At 31.1% G+C, this 18490-nt stretch carries 21 protein-coding genes; 3 read left to right on the forward strand and 18 right to left on the reverse strand.

Translation table 11 applies throughout. The annotated features are described in order from the left end of the window. Position 1 precedes the first annotated feature (1 nt). The 5 genes from DT059_RS00530 to folE form a co-directional block, all read right to left on the reverse strand. Positions 2-1612, reverse strand: a complete 1611-nt coding sequence (locus tag DT059_RS00530) for an ABC transporter permease (protein WP_145595865.1) — start codon at positions 1610-1612, stop codon at positions 2-4. 71 nt (positions 1613-1683) lie between these two features. Then, complete coding sequence (locus DT059_RS00535; protein ID WP_145595866.1) at positions 1684-2703, reverse strand: extracellular solute-binding protein; 1020 nt, start codon at positions 2701-2703, stop codon at positions 1684-1686. 124 nt (positions 2704-2827) lie between these two features. After that, the gene (locus DT059_RS00540; protein ID WP_023854113.1) at positions 2828-3715 is read right to left on the reverse strand and encodes a LysR family transcriptional regulator; all 888 of its coding nucleotides are present in this window, start codon (positions 3713-3715) and stop codon (positions 2828-2830) included. Beyond that, positions 3715-4716 (reverse strand): MDR family oxidoreductase, encoded by a 1002-nt coding sequence (locus tag DT059_RS00545; protein ID WP_145595868.1) that lies wholly within the window; start codon positions 4714-4716, stop codon positions 3715-3717. The genes DT059_RS00540 and DT059_RS00545 overlap by 1 nt, the downstream gene beginning before the upstream one ends. A gap of 1 nt (position 4717) precedes the next feature. Further along, positions 4718-5338: a GTP cyclohydrolase I FolE gene (gene folE / locus DT059_RS00550; RefSeq protein WP_145595870.1), complete on the reverse strand. Its 621-nt coding sequence runs from the start codon at positions 5336-5338 to the stop codon at positions 4718-4720. A gap of 76 nt (positions 5339-5414) precedes the next feature. On the opposite strand from folE, the gene hisI reads away from it, so the two are divergent. The 3 genes from hisI to DT059_RS00565 are packed head-to-tail and all read left to right on the forward strand — an operon-like array spanning position 5415 to position 6891. Further along, positions 5415-5882 (forward strand): phosphoribosyl-AMP cyclohydrolase, encoded by a 468-nt coding sequence (gene hisI, locus DT059_RS00555; RefSeq protein ID WP_145595872.1) that lies wholly within the window; start codon positions 5415-5417, stop codon positions 5880-5882. A gap of 3 nt (positions 5883-5885) precedes the next feature. Beyond that, a complete protein-coding gene (locus DT059_RS00560; RefSeq protein WP_145595874.1) occupies positions 5886-6524 on the forward strand; it encodes a putative 2OG-Fe(II) oxygenase in 639 nt (212 codons plus the stop codon). Next, the gene (locus DT059_RS00565; RefSeq protein WP_145595876.1) at positions 6514-6891 is read left to right on the forward strand and encodes a DUF2237 family protein; all 378 of its coding nucleotides are present in this window, start codon (positions 6514-6516) and stop codon (positions 6889-6891) included. The genes DT059_RS00560 and DT059_RS00565 overlap by 11 nt, the downstream gene beginning before the upstream one ends. Here the strand turns inward: DT059_RS00565 and DT059_RS00570 are convergent, their stop codons facing one another. Genes DT059_RS00570 through DT059_RS00630 form a run of 13 tightly spaced genes read right to left on the reverse strand, consistent with a single transcriptional unit; the run spans position 6892 to position 18489 of the window. Beyond that, the gene (locus DT059_RS00570) at positions 6892-8511 is read right to left on the reverse strand and encodes an electron transfer flavoprotein-ubiquinone oxidoreductase (RefSeq protein ID WP_145595878.1); all 1620 of its coding nucleotides are present in this window, start codon (positions 8509-8511) and stop codon (positions 6892-6894) included. A 23-nt stretch (positions 8512-8534) separates the two neighbouring features. After that, positions 8535-9488: an electron transfer flavoprotein subunit alpha/FixB family protein gene (locus tag DT059_RS00575; RefSeq protein WP_145595880.1), complete on the reverse strand. Its 954-nt coding sequence runs from the start codon at positions 9486-9488 to the stop codon at positions 8535-8537. After that, on the reverse strand, positions 9488-10237 hold the full coding sequence (locus tag DT059_RS00580; protein WP_145595882.1) for an electron transfer flavoprotein subunit beta/FixA family protein: 750 nt from the start codon (positions 10235-10237) through the stop codon (positions 9488-9490). The genes DT059_RS00575 and DT059_RS00580 overlap by 1 nt, the downstream gene beginning before the upstream one ends. Then, positions 10237-12669: a GcvT family protein gene (locus DT059_RS00585; protein ID WP_145595883.1), complete on the reverse strand. Its 2433-nt coding sequence runs from the start codon at positions 12667-12669 to the stop codon at positions 10237-10239. The genes DT059_RS00580 and DT059_RS00585 overlap by 1 nt, the downstream gene beginning before the upstream one ends. 57 nt (positions 12670-12726) lie before the next feature. Further along, positions 12727-13203, reverse strand: a complete 477-nt coding sequence (locus tag DT059_RS00590) for a hypothetical protein (protein ID WP_240704601.1) — start codon at positions 13201-13203, stop codon at positions 12727-12729. After that, a complete protein-coding gene (locus tag DT059_RS00595) occupies positions 13172-13741 on the reverse strand; it encodes an NAD(P)H-dependent oxidoreductase (RefSeq protein ID WP_145595884.1) in 570 nt (189 codons plus the stop codon). Before DT059_RS00595 ends, DT059_RS00590 begins: the two co-directional genes overlap by 32 nt. Before the next feature lie 11 nt (positions 13742-13752). After that, positions 13753-15363: a hypothetical protein gene (locus tag DT059_RS00600; RefSeq protein ID WP_205713271.1), complete on the reverse strand. Its 1611-nt coding sequence runs from the start codon at positions 15361-15363 to the stop codon at positions 13753-13755. A gap of 42 nt (positions 15364-15405) precedes the next feature. Continuing rightward, positions 15406-15825 (reverse strand): DUF6691 family protein, encoded by a 420-nt coding sequence (locus DT059_RS00605; protein WP_145595887.1) that lies wholly within the window; start codon positions 15823-15825, stop codon positions 15406-15408. Further along, positions 15822-16241 carry a YeeE/YedE family protein gene (locus DT059_RS00610; protein ID WP_145595888.1) on the reverse strand — a complete coding sequence of 140 codons (420 nt, stop codon included), beginning with the start codon at positions 16239-16241 and terminating at the stop codon, positions 15822-15824. Before DT059_RS00610 ends, DT059_RS00605 begins: the two co-directional genes overlap by 4 nt. After that, entirely contained in the window at positions 16242-16676 is a 435-nt protein-coding gene (locus DT059_RS00615; protein WP_075504703.1) for a CoA-binding protein, read from the reverse strand. It abuts the gene before it with no gap. Beyond that, positions 16673-16858: a hypothetical protein gene (locus DT059_RS00620; protein ID WP_145595889.1), complete on the reverse strand. Its 186-nt coding sequence runs from the start codon at positions 16856-16858 to the stop codon at positions 16673-16675. Before DT059_RS00620 ends, DT059_RS00615 begins: the two co-directional genes overlap by 4 nt. After that, entirely contained in the window at positions 16858-17637 is a 780-nt protein-coding gene (locus DT059_RS00625; RefSeq protein ID WP_145595891.1) for an enoyl-CoA hydratase, read from the reverse strand. The genes DT059_RS00620 and DT059_RS00625 overlap by 1 nt, the downstream gene beginning before the upstream one ends. Further along, a complete protein-coding gene (locus tag DT059_RS00630; RefSeq protein WP_145595892.1) occupies positions 17638-18489 on the reverse strand; it encodes a HalD/BesD family halogenase in 852 nt (283 codons plus the stop codon). Position 18490 lies beyond the last annotated feature (1 nt).

An 18490-nucleotide genomic window follows, 5' to 3' on the forward strand; every position in this document is an offset into this window, starting at 1 on the left:
TTTATTTATCTTTAAGAATATATCTTGATGTAATCAAAATGAAAACACTTGCTATAAGTATAAGTATCAAAGATGGTGCTGCGGCAGCTTCTAATAAGTCTTGAGAAGCAAAAATATAAGCTTGAGTAGCAAATGTTTCAAAATTAAATGGTCTCATAATTAATGTAATTGGTAGCTCCTTAATTATTTCAATTGATAATAAGACACCAATTAATAAAACAGAATTTTTTAGATATGGGATGTGAATATTTATAAATGTTTTCAATTTAGAATATCCTAACAAATAAGCACTTTCATCTATTGAGTAATTAATTTTAAGATAACCAGATTTAAGACCATTATTCGCTAAAGAATAAAATCTAATAAAATATACAATTACAAGTCCAGCAATTGATCCTATAAAAATTGCTTTAATATCAAAAAAATAAATTATATTTTTATCAAACCATGAAATAAACGATATAAAAGCTACAGCTAAAATTATTCCTGGAATAGCGTAACCAGTAATTGAAAAAGTAGTTAAAATATCTAAAAGTTTATTTTTATTAATTCTATTTCCATAATTAGATATGAAAGATAATGAAATTAAAAGAAAGCTTGATAGAAAAACTAAAATTATTGTATTTGATAATAAATCAATAATATTTAGGTCTATAAAATGTTTTGGAAAAATTAATGTCCAATAAAGCATTTGAGTTACAGGAAATAAAAAACTTAAAAAAAATATTATTGAACAAAATAAAATTGCAAAAAATGATTTCCAACCAGTTAATTTTTTTAAAGATTTTGATTTAAAATTACCTCTAGTATGTGAATGATATTGAGCTTTTTTTCTAGAAAAATTTTCTAAGACAAATAAACCTAAAATAAATATTAACAAAAAAAATGATATTCTATTTGCTAATGCTAAATCATCAAAAGCTATCCATGCATCATAAATACCTGTAGTCAGAGTTGAAATTCCAAAAAAAGAAACGGCACCAAAATCTGAAAGAGTTTCCATAGCTACTAAGGATAATCCAGCCACAATTGCTGGTCTGGATGCTGGTAAAATAATATTTAAAAATGTCTTTTTATTTGAAAAACCTAGGTTTTTACCTAGTTCAAGTAAATTCTGTGACTGATAGTGGAATGATGCTCTTGTCAAAACATAAACATATCCAAATAATGAAAATGAAATTGAAATTATTGCTCCAAACATCCCATCAAATTTTGGAATATAATTATTATAATCTCCCTCACCGAACAAACTTTTCATAATTGAAAATGCTGTACCATAATTTTCAAAGAATGCTGTTAATGAATAAGCATAAATATAAGCAGGTACAGCAAATGATAAAATTAAAGCCCCTTTAAAAAATGATGAGCCTGGAAATTTATAAAATGAAACTAAATAAGCGCATCCTACTCCAATAATAAAGGTAGCTGATAAAACACCTATAAGAAGAGTTACCGAATTAAAAATATATTCAAATAAAAAAGTATTTTTAATTATTGATAAATATTCTCCTGTAGGTTCGAAAAAACTACTAAATACAGTTACTATCGGTATAGCAACTATAATTGATATAAGCAAAGAGCTTAAAAACCATATATTTAATTTATTACCCATTTTAACGAAGCACTAATGATATAAAGTAGGGTAATTAACTTTATACCAAAAGTGCTTAGTGTTAACCTCTTTTATTTCCAACCAGCTAGTAACATTACTTCTAATGCATCAGCTTGGTTTTTTTTATAGTCTCCAACTTTTGTTTTTAAATCCTGTTTAAAATCTTTACTCATTTTTTTTACTAAATCATGTGGTTCAACACCTTCAATCATTGGATATTCAAATGTGTTGTTGACTATATGTTGTTGTGCTTCTTTTGTTAGAAGAAACTCTAATAATTTTTTTGCATTTTCTGGATTAGGAGAATTTTTTAAAATGCCTCCTCCACTTATATTCATATGAGTTCCTCTATCATTTTGATTTGGAAAGAAAGGCATTACTTTTAAAGCAGCTTCTTGTTGCTCTTTGCCTTTTTGACCTGATAACATCAATGCATAATAATAAGTATTGGCCACTGCTATGTCAGCTTCACCTGCGGCTACTGCTAAAATTTGAGCTCTATCATTTCCTTTAGGACTTCTTGCAAAATTAGAAACTAATTTTTTTGCCCATTTTAATGTTTCTTCTTTTCCATTATTTTTTATCAATGACGCAACAAGAGATTGATTATAAATATTATTTGACTTTCTAATAACAATCTTTCCTTTCCACTTTGAATTGGCTAAATCTTCATATGTCATTCCACTTAGATCACTTAAACTTACTCTATCTGGTGAATAATAAATAATTCTTGCTCTCTTTGCGATACCTGTCCAATTATCTGATCTAAAATTTGAGGGGACGGTAGCTTCAATAATTGGTGTCATTGAGTTTTGAAACATTCCTTTTGCATCAAAAGCTCCTAATCTTCCAGCATCAGCAGTGATATATAAATCTGCCTTTGAGTCTTGTCCTTCCTCACTTATTCTTTTTTGTAAAGCTTTGTCTTTTCCTGATACTACGTTTACTTTAATTCCTGTCTTTGCAGTAAATTTTTGATACAACTGAATATCAGAGTCATAATGTCTTGCGCTAAAAACGTTTACTTCATTTGCAAAACTAAACTTGGCAAAGAAAACCAAAACTATTCCTATTAAACTTATTTTTTTCATTATTGTCCTATTCTTTACCCTAATTAATTTGCGAATGAGAATTATTCTCAATGCGAATGATTATCAATCGCATAGATTGTCTCAGAAAGCAAGATATATTTAATATTATTTTTAGAGGAGATTTCTATTTCCAGTCGCCGATTTTACTGAATAAGAAGTTTCTAAAAGCTTGAACTCTAGCTGTGTTTTTTAAGGATTGTGGGTACACAAAGTGAGCTTCTGTTATTGGTCCTTCTACTTTCGGAAGTACTTTAATAACGTTATTAGAATTTGATACTAAATATTCTGGAAGTGCAGCTAATCCTACTCCAGACTCAACTGCTAACAGTAATCCCATAACACTATTCACTTTCATGATTGATTTTCTTTTCTTTCCATCATGCATTCCAATTTTTAACGCCCAATCAGGGTTATAAACTGGAGAAGGAGCACCTTTTCCAAAAGAAATAAATTTATGTTTATTTAAGTCTCCTATTGTTTTTGGCATCCCATTTTTTTCTAAGTACTTATTTGATCCATAAATATAGTACTTAATATCAACTAATTTTTTTTGAATATAATTAAGCTGTTTTGGTCTTCTCATGAAAATCCCAATATCTGCTTGTCGAGTACTTAAATCTAATTCTTTGTCATCAAAAACTAATTCGATTTCAATTTCAGGGTTAAGTCTCATAAATTCTTGAATTCTAGGTGTTAACCAGTGAGTTCCAAAACTTCTGACAGTAGTAATTGTTAATTTACCTGTTGGCTTACTTTTTTGGTCTCCTAATGAGGTTTCAACTTCTTTTAGTTTACTTATTACTTCATGGGCTGTTTTAAAGACATATTCACCATTTTCTGTAAGTGTTAGTCCTCTTGCGTGTCTTTCAAACAATTGTACTTTTAAATCTTGTTCTAATGATTGAATTTGTCTGCTAATTGCTGATTGACTAAGATTTAAGTTAACAGTAGCGTTCGTAAAACTACCTGCTTCTGCTACAGCATGAAAAATTTTTAATTTATCCCAATCCATTATTTATTTAAATCAACTAATACTCTTCCAGCAATTTCACCTTTTAAAATTTTTGGATAAGTTTCAACTAATTCCTCCAAGCTGACAGTTAAAACTGATTTTTCAATTAAATCAAAATCAATTAATTTAGATGCTTCTCCCCATATAAATTCTCTTCTCTTTATACTGCAGTTAGCAGAGTCCATTCCCCAAACTTTAATACCTCTTAACATAAACGGAAGTAAATTTGTATTAAGCTCATTACTGTTTGCATTTCCACAAACTGCAATAATTCCATTTGATTTTGTTTGAGCTATTGCATTTGCTAAAATTTTTCCACCCACAGTATCAACTACTCCATCCCATAAACCTTTATCTATTGGTCTTGGATCTTTATCAAATTCAGCCCTATTTATAATGTTTTTAGCGCCTAATGATTTTAAATACTCTGACTTAGAATCTTTTCCTGTTACTGCAGTAACGTTGTAACCTAATTTAGTTAAAGCCATAACTGCTAAACTACCAACTCCACCAGTTGCACCAGTTACCAAAACATCATTAACTTTTTCTCCTAATAAAATGCTTTCTCTTGCTTGAATAGCAAATGCGCTCATTAAAGATGTTAAACCTGCTGTTCCTAAAATCATTGCTTGTTTGCTGGTTAAACTATCTGGTTTTTTAACTAAAAAATCTCCACTTACTTTTGCAATTTGTGAAAACCCTCCAAAAAAAACTTCACCTACTCTAAAACCAGTAAGAATTACTTCATCACCTTCTTTAAATTTCGGATTATCGCTTTCAATAACAGTTCCAGAAAAATCTATTCCTGGGATATGAGGATATTCTTTAACTAATCTTCCCCCATTCTTTAGAATCATTCCATCTTTAAAGTTTAAGTCTGAATAATCTACTTTTACAGTTACATCACCATGTTTTAAGAAACTTTTATCTAAGGATTTTACTTCACGCGAAAAGTTTTCGCCTTCTTGATTAAGGACTATTGCTTTGAATTGATCGGACACCTTAATCTTTTAACGTAGTGCTAATAAATCGTAAATATCTATTTTGATAACTTAAATCTTCTTTGAATTGGCCTAAGTAGTAATTTGTAACCGTAGTTGCTTGTTCTTTTTTAATACCTCTCATTGTCATACACTGATGAGTTGAATCAATAGTTACAGCAACTCCTTTGGCATCTAGAGACTCCATTAAAGTGTTGGCTATCTGCATAGTAAGTCTTTCTTGTGTTTGTAATCTTTTAGAGAAAACTTCAACTACTCTTGCTAACTTACTCAATCCTACAACTCTTTCTTTTGGAATATAAGCTACGTGCGCTTTTCCAATAATTGGAGCCATATGATGCTCGCAATGACTTTGAACTGAAATATTTTTTTGAACAACCATGTCATCATAACCTTCTACATCACCGAAAGTTTTATCTAAGATTTTATTTGGATCTTCTTTGTAACCTTTGAAATATTCTTTAAATGCTTTTACTACTCTTTTAGGGGTTTCCAATAAACCTTCTCTATTAGGATCTTCACCCATCCAAGAAAGGATGGTTCTAAAAGCTTCTTCAGCTTCTTTATCTGAAACTTGCTTTGTGTCTAAATTTTTGTTGTCTGCGTTTTTAACTAATTTCATAGCGGTTTTTATACAGTAAATACCTCATTTTAAAAATATTTAATATATTTAGATATGTGCTACATAATCACCCTTTATGTTCAAAAAAAGAGAAAATATCTATGATATTGAGGAAGGAAATCTTCTTTCACCTAAATTTGATAATAATGGTTTAATTCCAGTAATCACTATGTGTTCAAAAACTAAAGATATTTTGATGCATGGATATATGAATATGGAAGCTCTTAAAAAGACAATTGAAACTAAAGAGGCACATTATTTTAGCAGATCAAGAAAAGCTATTTGGCACAAAGGTAAAACAAGTGGTTTTACTCAAAAGGTTACTGAAATCAGAATAGATGATGATCAAGACTCAATATGGTTAACAGTTGACATCGGTGATGGAGCTAGTTGTCATGTTGGTTATAGATCATGTTTTTACAGATCTATTCCTATGGGACCAATAGAAAACGGAAGAGAAGTTAAAATGGAATTTCTTGAAAAAGAAAAAAAATTTGATCCAGAAGAGGTTTATAAAGGTCAACCAAATCCAACAAAAATTTAAATCATGGAAAAATTCGAATTCCAGATTATTAAAAATCTTGGGCCTTCAGTGTTTAAGACAAAAATTCCAGATGAAATATTAAATAAAATAAATAATTATATTGATGAAATAATTAAAGATGAGGAAAAAATAAAAGAATTAGATCATGGAAGCAAACTTGTTGGAGATGTGACCCAAGAGTTTCAATTAGAAAAAAAAATAATGGAGGAAAGTGGATGGTTAAATTTTTTAGCTAATTGTACAGGAGAATGGATCAAAAGAGAAACAGCAAAAACAATTACAAAATTCTCTATGAAGGGCTCATGGGTTGTGAGACAGTTTCAAAATGAATATAATCCAACTCACTGGCATGATGGACATATTTCTGGAGCTGGGTTTTTGAAAGTACCTAAAAATTTTGGAAGCAATATTCAAAAAAACAAACAGTCTTATCAAGGTGGTAATTTACAATTAATCCATGGTTCAAGAATGTTTCTAAGTCAGTCCATAATTAATATTGTCCCAAAAGTTGGAGATTTATATCTATTTCCAAACTACTTAATGCATACAGTTTTTCCATTCAAATATACAAATGAAGAAAGAAGATCTATTTCCTTTAATGCAGTAATTGATAACAAAATCTACGATGTTTATGGAAACTAAACTTCAAAAAAATGTTCTAGGAGAATACCTGGAAGAATGTTCAAATGACCCTTTAACAGGTTGGTTTAGAGATGGGTGTTGCAATACAGATGAAAATGATCATGGTTTTCATACAGTTTGTGCTAAAGTCACTACTGAATTTTTAGAATGGTTAAAAGAAGCAGGAAATGATCTAATAACTCCACATCCTGAATTTGGTTTTCCTGGTTTAAAAGATGGAGATGGTTGGTGTGTATGTGCTAGTTGGTACGCTAGAGCTGTTGAGGCAGGTAAGGGTTGTCCAATATTTATTAAAAGAACTCATAAAAATACTTTAAAATATCTTCCTATCGAAACGTTAAAAAAGTTTGCGATAGACCTATCGTAATTACATATTCCCATATCTTGGACCACCACTTCCTTCCGGTGTAACCCAAGTTATATTTTGAGAAGGTTCTTTAATATCGCATGTTTTACAATGGATACAATTTTGAGAATTAATTACAAATTTATTTACATCATTTTCTTTTTGAACTTCATAAACCCCTGCAGGACAATATCTTTGAGCAGGTTCGTCAAATTTTTCTAACGTATAATTAATTGGTAAATCAGGGTCTTTTAGCTTCAAATGAACCGGCTGATTGTCTGCGTGATTGGTTCCTGTTAGATAAACTGAGCTTGTTTTGTCAAAAGTTATTACATTATCATATTTTGGATAATCTATTTTTGGCATTTGATTTGCAGGTTTTAATGTTTCATGATCAGCATGTTTATGTTTAAGTGTAAAAGGAAGTTTTCCTCTAAATAAAATTTGATCAATACCTGTGAAAATTATTCCTAAAATTAATCCCCAGCTAAAACTAGGTTTCACGTTCCGAGCTTCATAAAGCTCCTTATGTAACCAACTATTTCTAAATTTACTTTCATAAATTGATAAATCTTTGTTTTCTTTAAAATGTTCATTAATAGTTTCAGCTGCAATTATCCCACTTTTCATCGCTGTATGAGAGCCTTTAATTTTTGGCATATTTAAAGTTCCTGCATCACAACCAACTAATAAAGCTCCAGGCATAAACATTTTTGGTAAGCTTTGAAATCCACCTTCAATTAAAGCTCTTGCACCGTAAGAAATTCTTTTTCCACCTTCTATTATTTTTTTTATAACTGGATGTGTTTTAAACCTCTGAAATTCATCATAAGGAGATAAATGTGGATTTTTGTAATCTAGACCAATTACATAGCCCAGAAAAACTTGTTTATTTTCTGCATGATAAACAAAACTACCACCATATGTATTATTATCTAATGGCCATCCAGCTGTATGCATCACTAAGCCTTCTTCGTGATTTCTATCCTCTATTTCCCAAATTTCTTTAAAACCAATTCCGTATTGTTGAGGATCTTTACCTTTATTTAATTCAAATTTTTCAATCAATTGTTTTCCTAAATGACCTCTGCACCCTTCGGCAAAAACAGTTACTTTACCTAAAAGCTCAATACCTGGTTCAAAACTATCTTTTTTATTACCATCTTTATCTATACCCATATCTTGAGTTGCAACACCTTTAACAGATCCATCTTCGTTATATAAAATTTCACTTGCTGGAAATCCTGGAAAGATTTCTACACCTAAATTCTCAGCTTGTTCCGCAAGCCATCTACATAGATTTGCTAAACTGATAATATAATTTTTATGATTTTGTTGTACCGCAGGTAGTAGCCAGGTTGGCCAACTTAAAGATTTAGTTTTTCCTAAAAATAAAAATTTTTCTTTAGTTACTTTTGTTTTGATGGGAGAATTTAATTCTCTCCAATTTGGTAATAATTCATCTAGAGCACGAGTTTCAAATACATTTCCACTTAAAATATGAGCTCCAATCTCTGATGCTTTTTCTAATAAACAAACATTTAAATTTGGATCTAATTGTTTTAACTTTATTGCAGTTGATAATCCTGATGGCCCTCCACCAATGATTACAACATCATATTCCATCGATTCTCTAGACATACTCTAGTTTTTAACTGTAAGGATTATTTTTGTATAGTGTTTAATTTGTTCAGCTCTTCCATGAACTGAGGCAGTGCCTCAAATAAATCAGCTTCAAGTCCATAATCTGCAACACTAAAGATTGGAGCTTCACCATCTTTATTAATTGCAACTATAACTTTACTTTCCTTCATTCCTGCTAAATGCTGAATAGCACCTGAAATTCCAACAGCGATATATAGATCTGGTACTACCACTTTTCCTGTTTGACCTACTTGATGATCATTACTTATATATCCAGCATCTACTGCTGCTCTTGATGCTCCAATTGCTGCACCTAGTTTGTCAGCAATTTCTGTAATTAATTTAAAATTGTCTCCACTTTGCATTCCTCTGCCACCTGATACAACAATTCTTGCTGTTCCAAGTTCAGGTCGATCAGATTTAATTTCTTCTCTTTTGATAAATTTAGTATTTGAAAACTCTTCACTAGCATCTACTTTTTCAATTGGAGCTGATCCACCTGTGCTCTCACAAGGATCGAAAGAAGTAGGTCTGATAGTTACACACTTTTTAGCATCATTACTCTTAATTGTTGCAAAAGCATTACCTGCATAAATTGGTCTTAAAAAAGTATCTTGTGATATTACTTTAATAATGTCGCTTACTTGCGATGTATCAAGATGAGCAGCAATTCGTGGCATCAAATTTTTTCCAAATGTATTTGCTGAACAAATAATGTGAGAATAATTTTCTGCAAGTTTAACAATCACTGGAGCAAAATTTTCTGCTGTGAAGTTTTCATAGTGAGCTCCTTCTACACTCAATACCTTTTTAACTACTGGAAGTTCAGATAATTGTTTTGCAGCAACTGCAGAGTTTTGACCAATAATTACAGCATGAACATCTGAATCAATTTGAGATGCTGCTGTAGCTGCATTAAGAGTAAATGGTCTTAATTCTTTATTATTGTGTTCCGCTATAAGTAAAACTGCCATTAAATTACCTTCGCCTCATTTTTTAACTTTTGAACTAGTTCTGCAACATTTGCTACTTTTATCCCCGCTTTTCTTTTTGGAGGTTCCTCTACTTTTAATTGCTCTAATCTTGGTGATACATCTACGCCTAAATCAGAAGCTGCAATTTCCTCTATAGGTTTTTTCTTAGCCTTCATTATATTTGGTAGTGATGCATATCTTGGTTCATTCAGCCTAAGATCACAAGTTACAATAGCTGGAACATTTATTTCAATTGTTTCAAGGCCTTCATCTATTTCTCTAGTTACTTCTAATTTATTATCTTTCACATCAATCTTTGAGGCAAATGTTGCTTGTGGCCAATTTAATAAAGCACTCAACATTTGGCCTGTTTGATTACAATCATCATCAATTGCTTGTTTACCCATAAATACTAAATCTGGTTTTTCTTTATCGACTATTTTTTGTAAAATTTTTGAAACAGCGAGTGGTTCTAAAATTCCATCCACTTTCACATGAATACCTCTGTCCGCACCAACCGCTAAAGCTTTCCTAACAGTTTCTTGAGCTTTTTCTTCACCAATAGTTACTGCAACTACTTCTGTAGCTTTGCCTGCCTCTTTAATTTTTACAGCTTCTTCTATTGCATTATCATCAGGAGGATTAGTTGACATTTTAACATTGTCAGTAACTACACCAGATCCATCTTCTTTAACTCTAATTTGAACGTTGTAATCAATGACTCTTTTTACAGCTACTAAAATTTTCATTAAGCTCTCAATAAATTATTTTCTGAATCGTATGGACTCTCATCTAGGACTGTAGCGTCGTACATTTCACCTAATATATCAACTTGTAATTTGTCGCCCACATTCGAACAATCTGGTTTAACCATCGCAAGCGCAATTGATTTATCTAATCTAAAACCAAATTCACCTCCAGTTGCTCTTCCAACAACTTTTCCATCTTTGAAAATAGGATTATTTCCTAATACATCAGCATCTTTGGTATTATGAACCTCTAAAGTGACCAATTTATTATCAAAACCTTTTTCTCTCCATTTATTAAGTGCTTCTAACCCAATAAAGTTTCCTTTATTTGGATGAACAAATCTATCAAGACCAGACTCATATGGTGAATATTCAATTGATAATTCTGTTCCAACTAGCTTGTAAGATTTTTCAACTCTTAAACTATTCATAGCTCTAATTCCAAAAGGTTTAATACCTAAATCTTTTCCTGCTTCCATTAATTTATCAAAAATATGGTTTTGATATTCAATTGGATGATGTAGTTCCCAACCAAGCTCACCCACAAAATTTACTCTCATTGCATTTACTGGAGCATATCCAACATTTACATTTTTAGCAGTCAGCCATTTGAAATTCTCATTAGAAAAATCGTCTGTTGAAACCTTTTGCATTAACTGTCTAGCTTTAGGTCCTGCTACTACCAGAACTCCTGTACTATTAGTTAGATCTTCAAAAATTACAGATCCATCATCTGGCATCCATTTTTGTATCCAGTCATGATCTAATCTTAAATTTGCTCCAGCAGAAACTAAATAGTAACTATTCTCTCCTTCTTTCATTATTGTAAATTCTGAATGCACCCCACCTTTAGTGTTCAAAGCATGACATAAATTTATCCTTCCAATTTTTTTTGGAAGTTTATTCGCAACTAAATAATCTAAAAATTCCTCTGCTTTAGGCCCTTTTATTCTACATTTTGCAAATGCAGTCATATCTAAAAGACCCACATTTTCTTTTACATTTTGACATTCTTTTTTAATTGCATCAAACCATTTTGATCTTCTAAATGACCAATCATCTTTTTGCTCCATTCCATCTGTTGCAAAAAAATTAGGTCTTTCCCATCCAAATTTCTGACCAAAGACTGCTCCTAAATTTTTCATTCTTTCATAACAAGGAGATGTTCTTAATGGTCTTGCTGCTGGTCTTTCTTCGTCAGGATAGTGAACAATAAATACATGGCTATATGCTTCTTCATTTTTTGCTTTCAAATAAGATTTAGTAGCATAATTTCCGTAACGTCTTGGTTCAACTCCTAACATGTCAATTGTAGGTTCGCCATCAACGATCCACTCTGCTAATTGCCAACCTGCCCCACCTGCTGCTGTTATTCCAAAACTATGTCCCTCATTAATCCAAAAATTTTTAAGTCCCCATGCTGGACCAACAATTGGATTACCATCAGGAGTATAACATATTGCTCCATTATAAACTTTCTTTACTCCAACTTCTCCAAATGCAGGAACCCTATGAATTGCACCTTCAATATGTGGAGCTAATCTGTCTAAGTCTTCTTGAAATAATTCATATTCTGAATTTTTTGATGGACCTTCTACATAACAAGCTGGTGCACCATCTTCATAAGGGCCTAAAATTAATCCTCCAGCTTCTTCTCTCATATACCATCTGCTATCACTATCTCTTAAGACTCCCATTTCTGGTAATCCATCTTTTTTTCTTTTTTGAATTGCAGGATGTGGTTCTGTAACAATGTATTGATGTTCAACAGGTATGACTGGTATATCCAGTCCTACCATTTCACCTGTTTGTCGTGCAAAATTTCCTGAACATGAAATAACATGTTCGCACTCTATTGATCCTTTGTCTGTTTCTACAACCCATCCTTCTTTAGTTTGTCTCATTGATAGAACAGTTGTATTTCTATAAATTTCAGCTCCTCTATTTCTTGCACCAGTTGCTAATGCTTGTGTTAAATCTGCTGGTTGAATATATCCATCTTCAGGGTGTTGTATTGCGCCTACTAAATCGTCTGTATGACATAATGGCCAAATTTCTTTTACTTGTTCTGGCTTTAAAAATTTAACATCTACTCCAATAGTTCGAGCAACACCAGCGTATTGATGGTACTCATCCATTCTATCTTTTGTGCTTGCTAGACGAATATTTGAAACCACACTAAAGCCAACATTTTTTCCAGTTTCTTCTTCTAATGTTTTGTAAAGATTAACTGCGTATTTATGAAGTTGTCCAACTGAATAACTCATATTAAATAAAGGAAGCAAACCTGCAGCATGCCAAGTCGATCCTGATGTTAATTCTTTTCTTTCAACCAGAACAACATCAGACCAGCCTTTTTTTGCTAAGTGATAAAGGGCACTAACCCCTACAACTCCTCCACCAACTACTACAACTTTAGTTTTTGTTTTCATTCTGCGATTCCTACTAAATTTTTAATTGTTACGAAACAAAAATGTATCTGTGCACAATCAGATTGAGCTTCCTAGGGGGATTGGGCTAGATACCATTGTAGTTAACCAACAGTCTTTTAAAGTGCCCTCGGAGGTGTACTTTTCGACTTGCCAGTTGAATTTGTGATAAATCTTATCTTTATCAAGAATGATAACTTCAAATTGAGCCCATTTGTCACTACTTCCAAGTTCAGTTATTGTGTGACTTAGGTGGTTAATCATCATCCCGTAAGAGTCGCTTTTTATCATCATCTTAAAGTTACTTAATGGTCCTGTTACTCTTTTATTATTTGGGTGAGCAAATTTCCAAGTTTGTTCTATGCCGCTATCTTTATATTCAAGATCATTTTGTTGAAGCCCACTCAATTGAATTTTAATAACTTCTTTCGGGCTTATAGTGCTATTGGGGCTTAATAATTCAGCGTAAGAAAATGAAATAAAGAAAAAAAATAAAATTAAAGCTTTAAAGATTATTAGCGGTTTTTCTAACATCATCTAAAAATTCTTGTCTCTTTGCATCGCTAACAAATGGTACTGCAAAATATCTTCTATAGACAATGTTATATATGCCACACATATGAAATACTCCTCTTTTTAATCTTCTAATTGGTAAGTTTAAAAAAAAAGTTGTAATTGCTAATCTTGGTGAACCATATGTGCAGAATATTATAGCTTTTTTATCTCTTAAGTTTCCAATTGGATAACCGTAATTTCCAACTAACTGTTTAAATCTAAAAGCCCAAGGTGGGGCTAAAACTTTATCTATCCAACCTTCTACTATCGCTGGCATTCTAAAGTTCCAAATTGGTGCGATTAAAACAATGGTATCACTTTCCTCAATTCTTTTTCTATGATCTAAAACTTCCTGATCAGGTTCCTCACCAGCAAAAACTGGATTAAAGTTCTCTTTATATAAATCAACGACATCAACTTGATTTCCATTCGCTTTTGATTGTTTAACAAATTCATCTCGGATTGCCGCATTAAATGAACTGTCATTATAATGTCCGTAGACTAAGAAAATTTTTTTCATAATATTTATTTTTATTCGGAAGTTTTGTATTTACTATTATTAATAATAAATACAAATACAATTGGAAGAATTAAAGTTAAAAGTGTTACAAAAATTAACAATATTCCAAGTTCAGAATAATCTGCTGTTGTTTGTATCTCACCAGAAACTTTATCCTTAACCTCCCTAGTCACAGTAAATATTTCATTTAAATATTTTGTACCCAACGCGCTTGCTGATAAAGCAAGATTAGTAAAAGACGCAAAAACTGCAAAAAAAGTTGCCTTTAAATGTGCGGGAGCATTTTTTGCTATCCAAGCTAGTAGAGGGATCATTGATACTTGACCAAGAGGAGACTCTAATGCGGTATTAATTAATGCAATAAACTTAGCATCAACTACTCCACCCGTTAATGAAGATGTCCAATTATGAAAACCATAATACATTCCAACACTTGGTAAAAACAATATTGCACCAGCAATACTTAAAACAACAATTATTTTTGCAATTGAATTATTTGCCATAAATGGCCTTAACAAAACAATACCAGCTAAAGTTAAGATTGACGCAAGTAGCGATAGGATAGAAAAAAATTGCTCGTTGAAACCGAGTACATCAATTTCGAACCAAGTCAAACCTGGTCCTGGTCCTGGCATGGCTCTAAAAACAAAAATAATTACTGCTGTTCCTACAATTGTTAAACGTAATTCTTCAGGTAATTCCTTGATTAGTTTAAACATTAAAAACAAAATAATTATAACTGATCCCACAAATACAATTTCTTGAGCAAATGGTACTTTGAATGAACCAACTGATAAGGTGAAAATTACAAAAACCAAACTTCCTCCTAAAATCCACCAATTAATTTTTGTTTTTTCGTTACCTCTTTCTTCCTTAAATTCTAAACCTTTGGATTGTAAAAGCTGAATTTTTTTGTGTCTTAAATAATTTGCTAAAATTACACCTAAGATAGAAACCAAAGGTATTACAAGAGCATAAATATAGATAGTTCCATATAAATTTATCTTGTCAGCTTGCTCCAAGCTTTCTACATCTCTAAATAAAATAACATTAACTAACGCAACAAGAACAGTTCCACCAATTATTGCAAACCTTCCAAGTGTTTGCATAGTTGTATGCATTATTTTTATTTGATCTTTAGAGTAATCATTTCCTTTTTCATCAACTAAAGGAACAGCTTCAACTGTCATAGCATCAGCAACAACATCTTGAACTACATAACCAACCGGAGCTAAAATCACACTTATTACAAACCATGTTTCAACAGAAAATACTTGGGACATCTCCTCTGTATGAATAATCAATCCATACATAATTAGTAAACTAATAGCTATCAATGAAGCTCCAAAGTAGACCATGTAATTTTTTCTTTGCCAAATAAGATCTACCAAATGGCCTAAAGGCATTTTTAATGCCCAGGGAATACCTGCCCAAAAAACTAAACCTGCAAGAAATGCAGCAGATAAATTTAAATAATCCTTAACAAAAAATGTACCAACTATTCCTGTTAAACCAGAAATACCAGCTGCCATATAAACCATTAATGGCGGTAAGTAGGTCCATTTAAACTCACGTCCTAAATCTAAAAAAGTACTATCTAAAAATTTAGCTAATTTATTCATAATTTAATTTTTTATTATATATGAAAAAAAATTTATTGAAATTTATCTAATTGAATTAAGATTTAACAACTTAACTAAATAAAATCCTACAAACATCGATACTACAAATAAAATTGAATAAATATTTAATAAGGCTAATGAAGAAATTGCTGGGCCTGGACATAAGCCAGCTAATCCCCATCCAGCTCCAAATAATATAGATCCAAAAATAAGTTGTTTGTTAATATTTTTATTTTCTGAATAATTAAATTCATTCACTAATACTGGTTTTTCTCTTTTCTTTATTAAATGAAACATAGGTGATGATATTATTAATGCTCCTATCATAACAAAAGCTAAAGATGGATCCCAATTTCCAAATATGTCTAAAAATCCTAACACTTTTTCAGGATTAATCATTTGTGATATCACAAGACCGATACCAAATATAATTCCAGAAATTAGAGAAATTAATCTATTCATAAAATATTTTTTAAATAAACAGTTATTATTCCAACAATCATAAATGTAATTGTTGCAATAATTGATCTGACAGAAAATCTTCCTATCCCACTTATTCCATGACCACTTGTGCATCCGCCACTTACTCTTGTTCCAATTCCAACTAAAAGTCCCGCAAAGATAAGTAATAAGTAAGAGTTTGAAATAGAAATACTTATCTGCTCTTGGTTAAATAAAGTATAAATAATAGGTCCTATGATTAAGCCAATCAAAAATAATATATTATCTAACTTATTTCTTTCTTCTGTAAGAGCATTGCTTGCAATCCCACTTATGCCAACCAATCTTCCATTAAAATAAAAGAAAATTGCTACTGCAAAACCTATAATTATTCCTCCGGTCAAAGCAGAATAAGGTGTGAAGTTTACTATATTCATTTAATTACTTAGTACTGGAAAAGCAGGTCTGATTTTCAAAAAATATTTTTGATATTCCATTTTGGTACATTTATTGTCGACATATTCTATATTATTTTTTTCCATTAAATCTTTAGCTTTCTCATCTCTAATACCAAGCTGTAACCATAAAACTTTAGCCCCTATCTTAATTGCATCTTCAGCAATAGCATAAACTTCTTTTGATGGTCTAAAAACATCTACAATATCAACCTGATCTTTAATATCAGATATTGTAGCAAAAACTTCTTCTCCTAAAATTTTTTGTCCCGCAGCTCTAGGGTTAACAGGATAAACTTTAAATCCATATTTTTGCATATATTTCATAACTATAGTTGATGCTTTTGTAGTATCGTTACTAACCCCAACCATTGCAATTGATTTATATTTAGAAAGAATTTCTTTAATATCGCTCATTTATTATTTTTAATTTGTTCTTCACAAAATATTTTAGCTTCAGTAACTGTCATTGGTTTTTCTAATTTTTGACTACCAGCAATACATGCATCTATTGCTCTTTTTTGATTATGATCTTTAAAATTATAAATTACAAACATGCCAACAATAATAAAAACAACTATTAAAACATTCTTGACCATTATTTATTCTTCCATTTTGGTTTCCTTTTTTCGAGGAAAGCAGAAATTCCTTCTCTTGCATCCATTGCCATCATATTAAGGGTCATCATTTTACTTGTATAAGCGTAAGCTTTACTTAATGGCATTTCTAACTGTTTATAAAAAGCTTGTTTTCCAATTTTTATCGTTAAGTTAGATTTTGAAGCAATTTTGTTTGCTACTTTTAACACTTCATTATTAAGTTTAGCTTTTGAAAAATTATCATTTATCAACCCTATTTCTTTTGCATAATTTGCATTAATAGGATCTCCAGTTAATAACATTTTCATCATTGGTTTTCGGTTTATTTTTCTACTGACAGCAACCATAGGTGTACTACAAAATAAACCAATATTTACACCAGGAGTAGCAAACAACGCGTCCTTAGTACTATAAGCTAAATCACAACTTGCAACTAATTGACATCCGGCTGCAAATGCAGCTCCATGAACTTTAGCAATTACAGGTTTCCTACCTTCAACAATCTGAAGCATTACTTTTGAACAAAGATTAAATAATTTTAAATATTTATCTCTCTTTTTTAAACCTCTAACTTCTTTTAAATTGTGTCCTGCACTAAATCCTTTACCAGCGCCCTCTAATATTATTACTTTAACTTTTTTATCAGTATCTAATTTTTTTAATGCCTTTAATAAATCTGAAAGATTATTGAATGATAAAGAATTATAAGTTTTTGGTTCATCAATGATAATTGAAGAAACTTCGTTGTTAATTTTTTTAATTTTAATGTTACTAGTCATTTAATCAGTTAATCCATCGGATCTGGCCTGATTTCTTTCTATATGAATTGGTAAAACTTTGCCATAAATTGCTTTGGAATGTTCTGGGGTGTTTACTCTCCATGGATCTAAAACATAAGCTGGAATACACATATATCTTGATTTTTGGCCTTCAACTTTTGTAACCCTATGCAATGTAAATCTACCTTTAAATATTTGTAAATCTCCTGGCTCTAATTTTAATTGTCTTACTCTTGATCTGTCTCCAGCTATAACTTTTTGAACTTCTTCAAAATTTTCATTTCCTGGTTCTCTTATATTTGGACAGTACTCAAATACACCACCCTTCTCAGGTTTTTGGATCATTAAACTAAGTGTAAATTCACAACTATCAAAATGCCATGGGAGTACTCCATCTGGTTTCATAACATTATAAGCATGACACGCTAAAGGATCTGCCCATCTGTAAATAGGAGAAACACCTAAACAAGCAGATACAAATTTTAAAAGTTCTTCAGTTTCGTATAGATATTTCATCTCAGAATCTTTTGGAAAACAGTCTGAATTTAAATATCCATTATATCTATTCATAAAAGTTCTTTTAGGATGATCTATTGGCAATGAAGGATCATCCTTTGCATACAAATAAGCATTTATACTTTCTTTGGACATATAAACTTCGTCTAATTGTTTTTCTAACTCAGAATTCATTATCTTAAGTGATTTAGGTAAAATAAAATTTGGTATTGTTGAACAGCTATGTTGATCCAGTTCTTCTTTACATTTTTTAACTAGATTTTTAATTATTGGTGAATTTAAATCGTGTATTGGATATTTTTCTAAATCTACAATAGTCTTAAGTCTATCGTTCATT

Source organism: Candidatus Pelagibacter sp. FZCC0015 (assembly GCF_007833635.1).
GTDB lineage: Bacteria > Pseudomonadota > Alphaproteobacteria > Pelagibacterales > Pelagibacteraceae > Pelagibacter.

Excerpts from the sequence above, each read along its gene's own strand:
- DT059_RS00535 (WP_145595866.1), bottom strand. The coding sequence starts at position 2,703 with ATGAAAAAAATAAGTTTAATAGGAATAGTTTTGGTTTTCTTTGCCAAG.
- DT059_RS00620 (WP_145595889.1), bottom strand. The coding sequence starts at position 16,858 with ATGGTCAAGAATGTTTTAATAGTTGTTTTTATTATTGTTGGCATGTTT.
- hisI (WP_145595872.1), top strand. The coding sequence starts at position 5,415 with ATGTTCAAAAAAAGAGAAAATATCTATGATATTGAGGAAGGAAATCTT.
- DT059_RS00610 (WP_145595888.1), bottom strand. The coding sequence starts at position 16,241 with ATGAATATAGTAAACTTCACACCTTATTCTGCTTTGACCGGAGGAATA.
- DT059_RS00560 (WP_145595874.1), top strand. The coding sequence starts at position 5,886 with ATGGAAAAATTCGAATTCCAGATTATTAAAAATCTTGGGCCTTCAGTG.
- DT059_RS00630 (WP_145595892.1), bottom strand. The coding sequence starts at position 18,489 with ATGAACGATAGACTTAAGACTATTGTAGATTTAGAAAAATATCCAATA.
- DT059_RS00605 (WP_145595887.1), bottom strand. The coding sequence starts at position 15,825 with ATGAATAGATTAATTTCTCTAATTTCTGGAATTATATTTGGTATCGGT.
- DT059_RS00590 (WP_240704601.1), bottom strand. The coding sequence starts at position 13,203 with ATGATGTTAGAAAAACCGCTAATAATCTTTAAAGCTTTAATTTTATTT.
- DT059_RS00600 (WP_205713271.1), bottom strand. The coding sequence starts at position 15,363 with ATGAATAAATTAGCTAAATTTTTAGATAGTACTTTTTTAGATTTAGGA.
- DT059_RS00585 (WP_145595883.1), bottom strand. The coding sequence starts at position 12,669 with ATGAAAACAAAAACTAAAGTTGTAGTAGTTGGTGGAGGAGTTGTAGGG.
- DT059_RS00565 (WP_145595876.1), top strand. The coding sequence starts at position 6,514 with ATGGAAACTAAACTTCAAAAAAATGTTCTAGGAGAATACCTGGAAGAA.
- folE (WP_145595870.1), bottom strand. The coding sequence starts at position 5,338 with ATGAAATTAGTTAAAAACGCAGACAACAAAAATTTAGACACAAAGCAA.
- DT059_RS00570 (WP_145595878.1), bottom strand. The coding sequence starts at position 8,511 with ATGTCTAGAGAATCGATGGAATATGATGTTGTAATCATTGGTGGAGGG.
- DT059_RS00575 (WP_145595880.1), bottom strand. The coding sequence starts at position 9,488 with ATGGCAGTTTTACTTATAGCGGAACACAATAATAAAGAATTAAGACCA.
- DT059_RS00580 (WP_145595882.1), bottom strand. The coding sequence starts at position 10,237 with ATGAAAATTTTAGTAGCTGTAAAAAGAGTCATTGATTACAACGTTCAA.
- DT059_RS00625 (WP_145595891.1), bottom strand. The coding sequence starts at position 17,637 with ATGACTAGTAACATTAAAATTAAAAAAATTAACAACGAAGTTTCTTCA.
- DT059_RS00540 (WP_023854113.1), bottom strand. The coding sequence starts at position 3,715 with ATGGATTGGGATAAATTAAAAATTTTTCATGCTGTAGCAGAAGCAGGT.
- DT059_RS00530 (WP_145595865.1), bottom strand. The coding sequence starts at position 1,612 with ATGGGTAATAAATTAAATATATGGTTTTTAAGCTCTTTGCTTATATCA.
- DT059_RS00595 (WP_145595884.1), bottom strand. The coding sequence starts at position 13,741 with ATGAAAAAAATTTTCTTAGTCTACGGACATTATAATGACAGTTCATTT.
- DT059_RS00615 (WP_075504703.1), bottom strand. The coding sequence starts at position 16,676 with ATGAGCGATATTAAAGAAATTCTTTCTAAATATAAATCAATTGCAATG.